Annotated in this window: 9 protein-coding genes; 4 read left to right on the forward strand and 5 right to left on the reverse strand. The window is 45.4% G+C overall.

Features of this window, described 5'->3' with window-relative positions:
• Nucleotides 1–5: 5 nt before the first annotated feature.
• Nucleotides 6–1,895: a LamG-like jellyroll fold domain-containing protein gene (locus L21SP3_RS11810; RefSeq protein WP_161488051.1), complete on the forward strand. Its 1,890-nt coding sequence runs from the start codon at nucleotides 6–8 to the stop codon at nucleotides 1,893–1,895.
• Nucleotides 1,896–2,072: 177 nt separating this feature from the next.
• Here L21SP3_RS11810 and L21SP3_RS01620 read toward each other — a convergent pair whose 3' ends face one another.
• From L21SP3_RS01620 to L21SP3_RS01635, 4 genes are read right to left on the reverse strand one after another with little or no spacing between them, the layout of a single operon-like run.
• Nucleotides 2,073–4,070, reverse strand: a complete 1,998-nt coding sequence (locus L21SP3_RS01620; protein WP_077538940.1) for a sulfatase family protein — start codon at nucleotides 4,068–4,070, stop codon at nucleotides 2,073–2,075.
• A gap of 55 nt (nucleotides 4,071–4,125) precedes the next feature.
• Entirely contained in the window at nucleotides 4,126–5,406 is a 1,281-nt protein-coding gene (locus L21SP3_RS01625; protein WP_077538942.1) for an Nramp family divalent metal transporter, read from the reverse strand.
• A gap of 24 nt (nucleotides 5,407–5,430) precedes the next feature.
• Nucleotides 5,431–6,519 carry a sugar kinase gene (locus L21SP3_RS01630; protein WP_077538944.1) on the reverse strand — a complete coding sequence of 363 codons (1,089 nt, stop codon included), beginning with the start codon at nucleotides 6,517–6,519 and terminating at the stop codon, nucleotides 5,431–5,433.
• Between the two features lie 34 nt (nucleotides 6,520–6,553).
• The gene (locus L21SP3_RS01635; protein ID WP_077538946.1) at nucleotides 6,554–7,198 is read right to left on the reverse strand and encodes a bifunctional 4-hydroxy-2-oxoglutarate aldolase/2-dehydro-3-deoxy-phosphogluconate aldolase; all 645 of its coding nucleotides are present in this window, start codon (nucleotides 7,196–7,198) and stop codon (nucleotides 6,554–6,556) included.
• A gap of 310 nt (nucleotides 7,199–7,508) precedes the next feature.
• Here L21SP3_RS01635 and L21SP3_RS01640 point away from each other — a divergent pair, with 310 nt between their 5' ends.
• The 3 genes from L21SP3_RS01640 (at nucleotide 7,509) to L21SP3_RS01650 (ending at nucleotide 12,489) form a co-directional block, all read left to right on the forward strand.
• Nucleotides 7,509–8,648 (forward strand): DNA-binding transcriptional regulator, encoded by a 1,140-nt coding sequence (locus L21SP3_RS01640; protein ID WP_077538948.1) that lies wholly within the window; start codon nucleotides 7,509–7,511, stop codon nucleotides 8,646–8,648.
• Between the two features lie 363 nt (nucleotides 8,649–9,011).
• Entirely contained in the window at nucleotides 9,012–11,375 is a 2,364-nt protein-coding gene (locus L21SP3_RS01645; protein ID WP_227806787.1) for a sodium-translocating pyrophosphatase, read from the forward strand.
• Between the two features lie 487 nt (nucleotides 11,376–11,862).
• On the forward strand, nucleotides 11,863–12,489 hold the full coding sequence (locus tag L21SP3_RS01650) for a hypothetical protein (RefSeq protein WP_077538950.1): 627 nt from the start codon (nucleotides 11,863–11,865) through the stop codon (nucleotides 12,487–12,489).
• A gap of 45 nt (nucleotides 12,490–12,534) precedes the next feature.
• On the opposite strand, the gene L21SP3_RS01655 is transcribed toward L21SP3_RS01650, so the two are convergent.
• Nucleotides 12,535–13,878: an IS5 family transposase gene (locus tag L21SP3_RS01655; RefSeq protein WP_227806760.1), complete on the reverse strand. Its 1,344-nt coding sequence runs from the start codon at nucleotides 13,876–13,878 to the stop codon at nucleotides 12,535–12,537.
• Between the last annotated feature and the right edge of the window lie 151 nt (nucleotides 13,879–14,029).

Raw genomic sequence — 14,029 nt, forward strand, 5'->3', positions numbered from 1 at the left:
AGGTTATGGTGAAATTATTTACACTTTCAGTTTTGCTTCTTGCCTCTTCTGTTTTAGGTGCACAGATCCCGCAAGGCCTCTCAGGGGCATGGAGATTTGAGGAGGCAGGTTCTGGCATAATAAAAGATTTTTCCGGAAATAATTCTGACGGTATCCTGCTGGGATCGCCCTCAGCCTGCGATGGGTATATTTCAGCCGGCCTTGAGCTCGACGGCTTCGATGATTATATCAATGCTCCCTCGTTTACTATGAACACGCAGAACGCTGCATTTAGTGCGTGGATTAACACTCAATCAATCCCGAATTGGTGGGTTTCAGTTATCAACACTCACAAGGCCTCGGGCAAGTGCGGCCTTGCATTCTACAAAAACCAGAATCAGCTTGCATATTACTGGAACGACAGCAAATACAGCTTCGACAGCGGCCTTGAAATCCCGCTCAATCAGTGGGTTTTTATCGCTGTTGTAATTGAGCCTGAAAGGGCGGTGCTCTATGTGAAACCCTATGGCGGGCAGCTTGAGAAGAGCGTAAATTTCGACAATCATTCCTTCTGCAGTTTGAAAGGGGTAATGATAGGCAGGGATTCTGCACCGGGCTGGGGAGACGGCGAAAGGCGCTTCCAAGGGCGCATAGATGAGGTTAGGATCTATTCGAGGAGCCTCTCTGAGAGCGAGGTTATCCGGCTTTCTGATATGGAAAGATGCTGGAATTATCCGCCTCGAATATCTGTAAGCGATGCCCAGATTGCCTATGCCGGCAAGCCGCGAAGCTTCAGCTGTTCTTTTCAGGATGACGGCAGGCCTTTTATCGAAGGCTGCGATAATCTGATGCAGGGCACTTCTTTCCAGAAGACTTTCTATTGGAGTAAAGTTTCCGGTACGGGCAGTGTCAGTTTTACAGCCCCCTATAAACAGACATCTCAGGCAGTTTTCTCCGAGCCGGGGAATTATCAGATTAAGATAGATGTTTCAGACGGGCCTTCCGGAATCCCTGAACAGATCCACGGGAAAACAGGTTCTGTTTTTATAGACGTGGAAGTGCTTAGCGAAGAAGATAAACAGCTCTTAGCGGATTACAGATTCCAGCAGCAGCCTGATGAAGATGCCCCGGATTCAGCAGGCGAAAATGATTTGGCTCAGAGGATGGTTTTCGGTCTGCCCGGTCAGAACTGGTGCGAAGGCCCAGAAAACAGCAAAGCAGCGGGTTTTATGCCCGGGGAAAATACTTTTTATGAAATCCAGCCCTCCGGCAACAGTCAGTCAGAGCTTGCAGATATCAAAGAGGCAGCTGTTTCTGCTTGGATTATGCCGCTTGCAGGCTCGCCGGAAGGGGGGAGAGTTTGTTTTTCCGCAAAAAACTCTTCAGGAAAGGTCTTCACCATTGAAGGTACAAGCACATTGAGCAATTCAAAGTGGCATCATATAGCTGCTGTGTACGATGCGGTTCAAGGGCAGATGCTCGTTTATGTTAACGGAGTTTTAGACGCAGCCAAAGATATTCCCCCTTCAGCCCTCAGCAGTGATTGGTATGAGCCTTTGATTGCCTCAGGGTACTCCGAGCAGAGAGAAAATTTTGCAGGATGTATTGATAAGCTCCAGATTTTCAACTATGCCCTCTCAAGAAACGAGGTCGTTTCACTGATGGAGTGCAGTGAGCTTGTTTTTGCCGGCCTCAGCGCCGAGGCAGACATCTCGGGCAGGTTAAATTCTCCCGACTGCCGGGTAGATCTGTTCGATTATGCATTGCTCGCAGACAGCTGGCTCAGCTTTTCTCCAGTTAATGCAGACATAACTGGGGATTCGGCTGTAAATATTTCCGATTTGGCGCTGCTGGCTGAGAGCTGGCTCTCCTGTAAAGACCCGCAAGACCCGAGATGCCTTCAATATTACGAATAAAAACTTGCTGAGCTTATCGTTCAGGCCTAATACGATACCCCTGGCCAATATCCGGCCTTCTACTGCAAGCTTTCTTCTGCTGCTGCACCGGGTTTCGGTTTTGCAGATGAGTGATTTTTGGCCGAGATTCCCGTACTTCTCAGAACTTTATTTTGGACAAGCAAGTATGCTTATTTTTCATTTATCAAAAAACACCGGCACTGCCCACTTGCCGAATTCCAGCTTTTCACCATCTTTACAATTCTTTTGATAGAGCGTGCAATGATTGGAATCTCTTTCCGTAAAGAATTTGAATTCCGGGATATCCACCTTTTCAAAGCCTTGCATCTCAAGCCTGCGGGATTGGCTGTCTTTATTTCTATGCGGCCGTGGGGTTAAGAAATGCACCATTCCGCCTTTCTTGCAGACAATAGTTTTTGTGCCGTCCATATCAGTCCGAACGAAATTTGCCCTTTTCAAAACATAGGGTAAATTGCGAACTTTGTAATCACGATCGGCAAATAAAACCGCTCCAATTTCAAGGCTGAGTTGCGGGGTTTGTTTAATTTGGGCGGCAGGTTTTCTCATCAGCGGTTCGCCTTCTTTATTGTCTGAGCCGGCGCTGCCGAATTTCTCTTCTATCAACTTGTTTCGTTCCTGCTTTTCTTGCAAAATTTCGGAGAGCGTTTTGCGTTTGCCTTCAGCACCCTTTCGAGAGCTGCCGGAGGTGAAATGGGTTTCAAGCAGAGCTCTCATTCGCCACAATATCTCGGGAAATTTGGCGGCAAGATTGTTCTTTTCTTGGGGGTCGTCTTCGAGGTTGTATAATTCCATCTTATCCTTGTCCGGGTAGTAAACAAGCTTCCATTTACCTTCACGCAAACCTAAGGAGTTAAGCGCTCTGTCGCCCCCTATTATATATGGCCTGATTTCGTTTTTGCTGCTTTTAGCAGTTAAAGCCGGCAAAATATTGAAGCTGTCAAGGGCCTGGTCGGGTTTCAGTGTATATCCTGTTAAAGCTGCAAAAGTTGCTGCCATATCCGAAAGCATTATCGGCTCGCTGCTTACCTCTGCTCTCGGTATTGCCCCGGGCATTCGAGCGATAAAAGGAACGCGCAAACCGCCTTCATAAGCGGTGGCTTTATGGCCGCGCCATGGTGCAGCAGGACGATAATCTTCTTTGCAGCTGCTGTGAGCATTAGAATTCCGATATCCCCCGTTGTCGCTGGTAACAATCAGCAGTGTGTTTTCCGCCAATCCAAGCCTGTCCAGAGTTTGCATTATTCTGCCTATTGTCCAGTCGAACTGCATAACGAAATCTCCGTGTTTTCCGATCCCGCTTTTGCCTTCAAAACGCTTGTCAGGGGCTATAGGGAAATGTATTGAGCAGGTTGGAAAATAAAGAAAGAAAGGATTCTCAGAATTTTGTTCTATAAATTCTTCAGCTTTCTGAACGAGCCTCGCTCCTATTTCATCATCTTTCCTGCGATTTTCCCACTTGCCCTTGGGAATATGCCTTACAAGCTTATAGCCGTATCTGTCGAGAATTTTTATTTTGCTTTCAAACGGAGGCTTTGTCCCGCCTTGAATCTCACCGTCTTCTATATAATACTTTGGCTTCATATTGTGTCCATCGGGAACAATATAAGATTTATCGAACCCTATATCGTTAGGCCCAAAACCGGGATTATTTATATCTCTGGGCAGCTGTTTTCCTAAGCCTAAATGCCATTTGCCTACAACGCCTGTTTTGTATCCCTGCTGTTTAAACATTTTGGCAATGTTATACTCGTCTTTCCCGATAATCATCGGCTCGCCGTTAAACATTACATGGCTTGTATGATACTTTCTGAACGGACAGGTGCCGGTCAACACGGAATATCTGGTGGGAGTGCAAACAGCAGCGTTGCTGTAGGCATCTGTCAGTTGTATTCCCTGCTTTGCAAGCTTGGTTGTATTAGGTGTGGGGAAATACTCCTGCCCGTAGGCAGCTAAGTCTGAATAGCCTATATCATCAGCCATAATGAATATAACATTAGGTTTTGATTTTGTTTTTTCCTGTCCCGCAAAAACTCTGCTTTGCATAAAGTTTGCCGCAAGCGAGGAACCGGCTGCGAAAGAAGCAGCAGTTCTCAAAAAATTTCTGCGAGAAACATTCTGATATTTGCTGTTTTTATAAAGCTTATTTTCATTCATGGCTTTTTCCTTTAATAAATCTCTACGAAATAATTGGCTGCTGCTGTTTTTTGAGTTAAAAGAAATCTCTTAAACCCAATACGGCGATATACGACATTACCAAAGAGAAAACGAACGCTGCCGCCATCCCGCAGTTCAGAAGCACGCCGGCGCGGTATTTGCCCATTTGTTTGCTGTTGACAAGTAGTATTATGCAGCCTACTACCAGAGGCAGATTGAAAACTTGCGATACCTGAGTTGCGATTTGAGCGAGTATCGGGTTTGCCCCGAGTATCGGGACGGTCAAACCTATAAGAGCAGCCGCAGCGGTCAGCGAGCGAAACATAACCGAGCGTGTAACCATCTTGCCCTTGTTATAGTCTGAAATCAAAAGCGGGGCAACCATCATAATAGGCAAAGTAGAAGAGAGCCCTGCGCTGAGCGTGCCCACGAGGAACAGCGCTACTGCAAACCTGCCTGCAAACGGGGTGAGGCTGTTTGCCATATCCAATACGTTAGTAATTACCTTGCCCTCAGCGAACAATGCCCCGGCTGCGCACACCATAACAGACCCGCTGATAACAAACATCATCGCCGCCGAGGTAAAAGAATCCCTCTGCTGCTGACGAAGACCGTCATTTGCCTCAATCCAGCCCTTGCTCTTTACCAGAAGCGGGCGAACCACAAACGTAGGTGCTGCCATAGTTGTGCCTACGAAAGCCGCTATCATCAGGTTGGCACCTTCGACATCGGGTATTGACGGAATAAAGCCCTTGGCAATATTAGCTGGAGAAGGCAGCACAATAAACATCGAGACAATAAAGCTCAACCCCAGAATCGTAACGAAAAACACCAGCACTTTCTCAAAAAGAGAATACGTCCCGAACCAAAGTATCGCATACATCCCCGCCATTATCAAAACAGCTATTATCAGAGTAGGCGCATAGCCGGAAGGGCTTAATGAGGGGAAGAAAATTCTCAGCGTTTCGTAAACAGCTGAAGAAGACAGACCCACAAGCCCCGAAAGACAGCACCATTGACCAACGCTTACCCCCACAAGCACCAGAATCGCGATAAATTTGCCGCCTTTGAGCTTCGTCTTGAAGCTGTGTATCGCGGTTTCCCCGGTAATCACCGCGTATCTGCCGTAAGCCTCCATCAACACCCATGCGAAAAGGCAGCTAAACGCAAGAACCCAGAGAAGCTGAGTTCCAAACTCAGAACCCGCTTTGCTCATCGAAGTAACGCTGCCTGTGCCGATAGTATAACCGATACAAAATATCCCCGGACCTACAGAAAGCAGAAGCAGCCAAAGTTTTTTAAGCGGGGATTGGGATTTTGTGTTTTCGTTTTCCATAATTAAAATTCCTTTTGTGTTGTTTTATCTTACTACCCTGCCCGAGGCGCTTCCGCCGGCAAGAGCCTCTACTTCGTTCCTGCTGCTGAAGTTGAAATCGCCTTTGATTGAATGGGCAAGGCAGGATGTAGCTGCTGCAAATGAAACTGCCTTTTGGCATTCTGCTAATTCAGAGGTGTTTAAGGCAAAGATCAAACCTGCGGCGAATGCGTCTCCGCCGCCTACCCTGTCAACGATATCCGTTATCTTATACGGCTGATATTCGCCGCCGTCTGTCGGGGCGTAATAGGCTTTGGCCTGCTCGCAGTCGTAAAGCATTGCCCCCCAGTTGTTGTGCGAAGCGGATACGCTCTGCCGAAATGTGGTGGCTATCTTATCAACGTTTGGAAACGCCTTGTGTATTTTAATTGCGACGTCTTTGTAGGCATTTACATCGAGCCTGCCCGCCTGAACGTCAGTGTTTTCAGCCTCTATGCCCAGCACACAGGCGGCGTCTTCCTCGTTGGCGATTAAGACATCAACGTAGGGGACAATCTCGCTCATTACCTCTCGGGCAAGGCTCTTCGGCTCTTTCCCCGGCTCCCATTTCCAAAGCTTCCCCCTGAAGTTCAAATCGCAGGATATTGTTACTGATGCCTGTTTTGCATTTTTAACAGCGGCAAGCGTGCTCTGGGCTGCCTCTTTTGAAAGCGCCGGCGTTATTCCGGATATGTGCAGCCAGCCGGCATCGGCGAAGATACCGTTCCAATCGTAAGCATCGGGCTTTGCTTTGCTTATTGCTGAATGAGAGCGGTCGTATATTATGCGGCTCGGACGCTGATTGGCTCCGGTTTCGGTAAAATACAGCCCTAACCTGCCGTCGTTATGTATTATATGCGATGTGCCTACACCTAAAGACCTCAGCTCGGCGATACAGGCGGCGGCTATGTCGTTTTTCGGCAATGCTGTAACAAAAGCCGCCTTTCCCCCAAGCTGGGATATTGATACTGCAACATTCGCTTCCGCGCCGGCAAAAAGCATATTTACCTTACCCGGCAGACACTGACGAAACCTCATAAAGCCTTCCGGCATAATCCTTGCCATAATTTCGCCAAAAGTTATCACCTTTTTCATTATTTGTAAGCCTTTCTATAATCTTGTAAACTGCTCAATTCTCAAGCCTGTTTTTCGCATCTTTGCACAAATCGCTAATCAATTTCCATTCGCCTTTTGAGATTGCCTCTCTTGGGGCAAGCCAAGACCCTCCTGCGGCAAAAACATAGTCCTGCTTTAGGTAGTCTGTAAAATTGTCTGCATTTATCCCTCCCAACGGGAAGAAGCTTATCCCCGTATGGCGATACGGAGCGGACATCGATTTGAGATATTTAATACCGCCAAGGGGCTCAGCGGGGAAGAATTTAAGATGTTTGCAGTTATAGCTCAAGGCCTGTTCAACATCTGAAGGTGTGCAAACGCCCGGTGCAAACGGCAAACCTGCCTTCATTGCTTCTTCCACAACTTCAGGATTAAGCCCGGGTGAAACTGCAAATTCAGCCCCTGCATCAGCGGCCTGCCGTACTTGTTCTCTTGTTAAGACGGTGCCTGCCCCAACGAGCATTTGCGGGTATTTGTTTTTTATAACCTTGATTGCCTCAATCGCTTCATCAGTTCGCAGAGTTAATTCAATGCTGTTCATGCCCGCTTCCAACAAGGTTTCGGCAAGTCCGGCAGCATTATCTTTATCGTCTATAACTACCGTAGCGACTACCCGCTCGCTTTCCAACTCTTTAAATACATTTTCCGGTGTCTGCATAAGCTTCTTTTGAGATTTAATATTAGATTAAAAATATTAGAACACAGATAAGAGATTAAACTTAACAAAATATATAGTGATAATGATAACACGTATGGCTGCTGAGTTTCTTCTCATTAGTTATACTTTGGTGTTTACCTCTTTCTTATTCAAAACTGAAACATCGCTGAAATTTTAACATATATCCGACCATGACAAACACCATTATGCGAATAAAAAACACCCTATTGCGACAAAAGACTCTTGCTAAGAAAGTGTTAAGCAAGTATAATATAAATTCGTTAATAAAATTAGACTCTTCCGGGCATTTATGCAGCATACAAAAAGAATAGCTTTACTAATCGAGACCTCCACCTCTTACGGCAGAGCGCTGATACGCGGGATACTTACGTATGCCAATATAGCGACAAATTGGGTGTTTTATAACGAGCCAAGCGGTTTTGCTGATTCATTGCCTGAGCTGTCTGCAAAAAGCTTTGACGGTATAATTATGAGGGATACCTCGGAAAATATGAAGCTTCTGAAATTGGGTGTCCCGGCTATAGTATCAATTCGCTATCAGGATAAGATAGCAGGTGTGCCGAATATAGTAAGCAATTCCTCGCAGATTGGAGCTATGGCAGCGTCTTATTTCAGAAATAAGGGCTTCGAAAATTTCGCTTACTGCGGGTTTGAAAATATGCCTTGGTCTCACGAGAGAAAAAAGGCTTTCGCTGCCAGCCTGCCTTCAGGATGCCGGTTTGAATCTTTTTCCCAGCAAAGCAGCGGCAGCTACGAAAAACAGATTCAGAGCCTATCAGACTGGTTAGCTTCGCTCGAAAAGCCATCTGCGCTTATGGCTTGCAACGATGTCAGAGGCGCAACTATAATAGAGGCCTGTAAATTAGCAGGCTTGAAGATTCCGCAAGAAATATCGATCTTGGGCGTGAACAACGATGATATGATATGCGAGATGGTTTCGCCGCAGCTCTCAAGCATATCGCTTAATATCGTAAAAGCAGGCTCTAAGGCTGCTCAATGTTTGGATAATCTTATTAAAGGAAAAACTGGCAGCGAACAGAGAATCAACGTGGAGGCGGATGGTATTGTTTCCCGTGCATCGACCGACTTGCTGGCAATAAACGACCCTGCTATTGCCCAAGCTTTGCACTTTATAACCCAAAACAGAAGGCAGCATCTGCAGGTCAGCGAGGTTGCCGAATATGTCGGTGTCAACAGACGCAGTCTTGAGCGAAGGTTCAAAGCAGTATTGAACACAAGCGTTTATGAACAAATCAAAAGCGTTAGAATTAACACTATTTGCAAAATGCTGACTCAAACGAGCATCCCCATATCCGAAATATCTTATTCGATGGGTTTTAACGACGCCAACCACATCGCAAGATACTTCAAACAAAAAACCGGTATTACACCCTTGCAGTATAGAAAGCAGTATTCAGCAATGCACTGAAAACTGCTGAAGAGCTTAAAAAACCCTCAGGCTTCTCGATTGATTTACTTAACTTGCCCTTGACCGGGCATTATTTCGAAAATAAAGCTATTCTTTAACCATATACCCCTCTCGTAAAAAAGCGTTAAAGTCCAGTTTTAGTTTAGCGATAAATACAGATTTAATCACCGATGCTTGAGAAACGCAAATAATGCGAAAACCCGTGTTTTTTTTAATTTTCGAAACCTATTTCATTGATTTATCAAATCATATATTTACAATAGCACAGGTTTTTTTGCGCAGAATGCGCAGTTCGTTTTTTATTAACAGAAATATTAGTAAAACTCTATTTAAGAAAAAGGAGTAATCGTGAACATGACGGGTATGAAAAAATTTATGCTGCCTGCAATTGCGGCTCTTCCTTCTATCGCGCTGGCGGCAGAGGGCTCAAACGGCGGTGAAGCGGATGTGTCAACAGGCTGGGCAGAGCCTATCTTTTGTGTTATCGCCTCGCTTGTTGCTCTTGGATTTGCCAGATTCTTCTACAAGAAGATGATGGAGGCCTCCGAGGGAACAGACAAGATGAAGGAAATTGCCGAAGACGTTCGCAAAGGTGCTTATGCATATCTCAGAAGGCAGTATGGGGTTGTAACGGTGGTATTCATCGTTCTGCTGTTAATATTTGTCGGCCTTGCGATGGCTGGTGCTCAGAATCCGTTTGTTCCGCTTGCTTTCTTAACAGGCGGTTTCTTCAGTGGTTTATGCGGATATCTCGGCATGAAAACTGCTACCTTCGCCTCTGCCAGAACTGCTAGCGGAGCAAAAGAAGGGCTAAATAAAGGGCTCACAGTTGCTTTCAGAAGCGGTGCTGTTATGGGGCTTGTTGTAGTGGGCTTCGGCCTATTGGATATCTCTCTTTGGTATCTGCTTCTGGATAAGCTGGTTTATACCGCAGAGCATATGAGAGAAGGATGGGGCTTCCTCGTCCCGGCAGGTATGAACCCCGACCACAAGCTCATCGTGATCACCACAACGATGATTACATTCGGTATGGGTGCTTCAACACAGGCTCTGTTTGCACGTGTTGGCGGCGGTATTTACACAAAAGCAGCTGACGTTGGTGCAGACCTTGTTGGAAAGGTTGAAGCGGGTATCCCTGAAGACGACCCGAGAAACCCTGCTACTATCGCAGATAATGTTGGCGATAACGTTGGCGACGTTGCCGGAATGGGTGCAGACCTGTACGAAAGCTATTGCGGGTCTATCCTCGCTACTGCCGCTCTTGGTGCTGCCCTTGGAATCAACCTGCCTCACGGCCTCGACCCTTTCAAAGTGGTTGTAGCTCCGATGCTGGTTGCCGGAATTGGCATCATACTATCTGTAATCGGGATGTTTATGGTTAAGTGTAAGGAAGGGGCTAGCCAGAAAAACCTCCTCCGTTCACTTCTAACCGGCACGCTTGCAAGCTCTGTGATGATTGTTATTGCTCTGATGATCCTCGTTTTCACAGGCTACATCACTTGGGGAATCTTCGCTGCTGTAATAACAGGGCTGATTGTCGGCGTGATCATCGGCCAAATCACAGAATACTACACCTCTGATGAATTTGCACCTACTAAAAGCATTGCCGAACAAACCCAGATGGGACCTGCTACAACAATTATTGAAGGTATTTCAGCCGGTATGTATTCCACCGGATTCACGGTTGCAACAATCGTAATAGGTATTCTGCTTGCTTACGGTTTCAGCGGCGGATTCAACAATCCCGCTATGGGGCTCTACGGAATCGGCTTTTCTGCTGTGGGCATGCTTTCAACTCTCGGAATAACTCTTGCGTCTGACGCATACGGACCAATCGCAGATAATGCAGGCGGTAATGCTGAGATGGCAGGGCTCGGCGAAGAAGTTCGAAACAGAACAGATGCCCTTGATGCCCTTGGAAATACTACAGCTGCCACAGGTAAAGGCTTTGCTATCGGCTCAGCCGCTCTTACAGCTATGGCTCTTCTCGCTGCATATCTCGAAGAGGTGCGTGTGTGGATAGCCAAGCTCGCCAATGAATCGGCAGAAGGTATATACAGAGTGGGCGAGATGGTGTTTACCGCCGAATCTGTAAAAACCGCTCCAGTGGCGAAATTTGTTGAGGCATACAACCTCACCATTATGAATCCGAAAATGATATGCGGCCTCTTTATCGGCTCAATGATGGCGTTTGTATTCAGCGCTATGACAATGAAGGCTGTTGGAAGGGCTGCTGGCGATATGGTGAACGAAGTGAGAAGGCAGTTTAAGGAGATGCCAGGAATTCTTGACGGATCTCAGAAGCCTGATTACGCAACTTGCGTTGCCATTTCAACAAAAGGCGCTCAGAAGGAAATGATCCTTCCCTCAGCGATTGCTATTATCGTGCCTGTGCTTACGGGCCTGATTCTCGGCGTTGCTGGTGTGCTCGGTCTGCTCGCAGGCGGCCTTGTTGCTGGATTTTCACTCGCTATCACACTAAACAACGCAGGCGGGGCTTGGGATAACGCCAAAAAATACATTGAAAAAGGACACTTCGGCGGCAAGAATTCCGAATCGCACCACGCAGGCGTTGTGGGCGATACCGTTGGCGACCCGTTCAAGGATACATCAGGACCATCTCTAAACATTCTCATCAAGCTTATGACAATGGTTTCTGTTGTTTTCAGCGGCGTTGTTATCAAATTCGGCCCGCAGATTTCCGATTTACTGAATTTGAACTACTAGTCCAAGTATAAAATCACATTAAATGCACAAGGCAGCGGCCCGCAAGGCTGCTGCCTTTTTTTAATTTATTGCTTGACTTCAAGCCTGAAAAATTATATGTTAATGTTAGGTAATTAGATAGGTTTATCTGCCTCTTACTGAGATTGTTTGAGCTGAGGTTTAAAGCAGTGCTTTTTCAAAGCTCATAAATTTCAAAAGCGCAGAACCTTAAGTTTTGTCTGTGATAAGACAATTCGACCGTTGTTTGAGTTTGGCTTCTGAGAATCGTTTGCATAACACGATCTGATTGGGCTTGGAACAGAATCGTAAGATCTTTTAAGCCTTTGACATCATTTATAAGTGAAAACATTTGTTTATTTGCTCCTTAGTTCCGCTTCAGCTTTCCAGGCTTAAAACGCATTAGGTTTTATAAATATGTTTGCTGTCTTATTCTTTAACAGAAAGGCAGCGAGAAAAGTTAGTGCAAACATATTTTAGGAGTGATTGTATGTTTAAGCCTGTAACTATTGCTGTAATGCTGCTGTATGCTTTTGGACACATTCCTTCAGCGGCGGAAACGCGGGATTTCAGCGACGATATTTCCGAAAGCTTTCAAATTCTTCCTGAAAGCGAGCCCATAGAGGGAGAGCTGCAAACTGAAACGGATATTGATTTCTTTGTCTTAAATCCTGTGCCCCAGACGGTTTATCGTGTCTTTCTCAATAACGGGGCATCAGACAGGAAAAATATGACAGTCTTAATGGAAAATTACAACTCGGAGCTAAGAGATATAAAAACACTCGACTCAATTGCTGAAACTGAATATTCCACTTTCTATTGCGAATACGGCTATCCCGTATATTTCAAGGTTTTCAGCAACTACAGCGCATCGGGATTGTATCATATTGAAGTGCAGACAGTGAAATCAGCTGATGTTGATTCGTTTTCCAACAGCTGCTCAGCCCCAACCCTATTGGATCTTTCAGGCGGCTATATCGAAACAGAAGCGGTTATAGACACTTCCGAACCTAACTTCCCTGCAGCAGACTATTACACCTTTGATGCCCTTGAAAATTACCGTTACCATATCAGCTTCGATTATCTGGACTCTTCCGAAATAGAAGCCTCTATTTAGTCGTTCCTAAAAAATCAATGATTTTGGGGAAACTAAAAAAATATATCAGGCTAATCGAGTCTTTAATTTGCTTTTCATTGCCAAATTTCTGTAAAATTCAATAATTTTAAGCATAAAAATATAGGCAAAAGTAAACTTCTCTAGAAGTTTACGCATATTGTACCCAAAAGCGCTGCCGAGGGCGTTCATTTTGTCCCCTTCTACACCTTTCAAGAAGTTTCTTCCCAACCTGTTGTCTTCTTTGAGGTGGCCTATCGTTGGTTCTATGCTCGATCTTCTCTTAATCCACCTCTTGATACTTCGTTTCTTTTTTCGCCAGCCCTTTTCTACAATTTCAACATTTCCAATATCTTCGCAGCCATGTTTCTTGTATCCTCCATCAACATAAACATCTCCAAGCTTTTCTCTCCCGATTAAATTCATTGTCTGCTTCAGATTAGCCCGAAGAGTATGGCCATCATAAGGGTTTCCTTCAAAGCCCAACGCTCCTACGATAAAATTATTCTTGGCAGTAGTTACAATTCCAACCTTATTTCCAAACTCATATTTCTTGTGGCTTTTGCCTTTCCCAATGCAGCAGACGTGAGGTTCGTGAATACTGTAGAGTTTATTTTTGCTTTTCTTTGTCTGGGCTAAAAGCTTCTTAGCGGCTTGAAGCAATGTATCAAAAATTATTCTTAACTGCTCATTGCCTGCTATATTCCGCTCGACCTCTTTCGTAATTCGCCGCAGGTAGTTCCTTAATTTCTTCACTTCTTTTTTAGCTCTTTTGAACTGTCTTGCACGTCGATACCTGCCCTGCATTACATACGCCCTTTTCCCAACCCTTTCGTAGCTTTGGCGAAGTTGGAGTTTTGATGCTTTTGCAAGATCTACAAGCTTAATGCGCAGTTTGTGGCAGAGTTTTGCGTCGGTCGGATAAGTGATGTTCTTCTGCTGAACGGTTGTATCTGCAACGAGCTTGTTGAAATCGTTCTTTTTGATAACCTTAAGCTTCAAGCCGGCTTTGATAGTTTCTTCGAGCAGCTCTTCAAGACCATCAGATTTTACCTTATTACGCCACTTAGTCATACTGGTTGGATCAATAGGAGGCTCGTGCTGGAAGTATCTTTCGCCGCAGAAATACTGCCAGTAAGGATTCTCAACCCAGCCGGCAACGATTGCTTCATCGCTGAGATTGAAAGTGTACTTGAGATACTGAAGGCCGACCATCAGGCGAATCGGCTTGGCCGGCCTGCCTGAATCAGGACTGTATAAACTGCCAAACTTCTCTTCAAAGCGAGACCAGTTGACAACCTCTGAGAGTTGGACTAAAGAGTGATCAGGATTTACAAGAGGTTTTAATGGCTGCTGAAAGAGTAAGCCTGCTTTATTGTTTTTTGCCTTCATTATTTTGTCCCAATATTGCAATGTTTTGATAGATGTAAGATAAACACTTGCAATATTATACCATATCTCGAAAGCTTTTCAATCATATAAACCATTATCAGAAAAGAATTTAAGGAAATTTTAAACTTTTTCAGGGGCGACTATTTATGAT

It is taken from the genome of Sedimentisphaera cyanobacteriorum (assembly GCF_001997385.1).
GTDB classification, from domain to species: Bacteria; Planctomycetota; Phycisphaerae; order Sedimentisphaerales; family Sedimentisphaeraceae; genus Sedimentisphaera; species Sedimentisphaera cyanobacteriorum.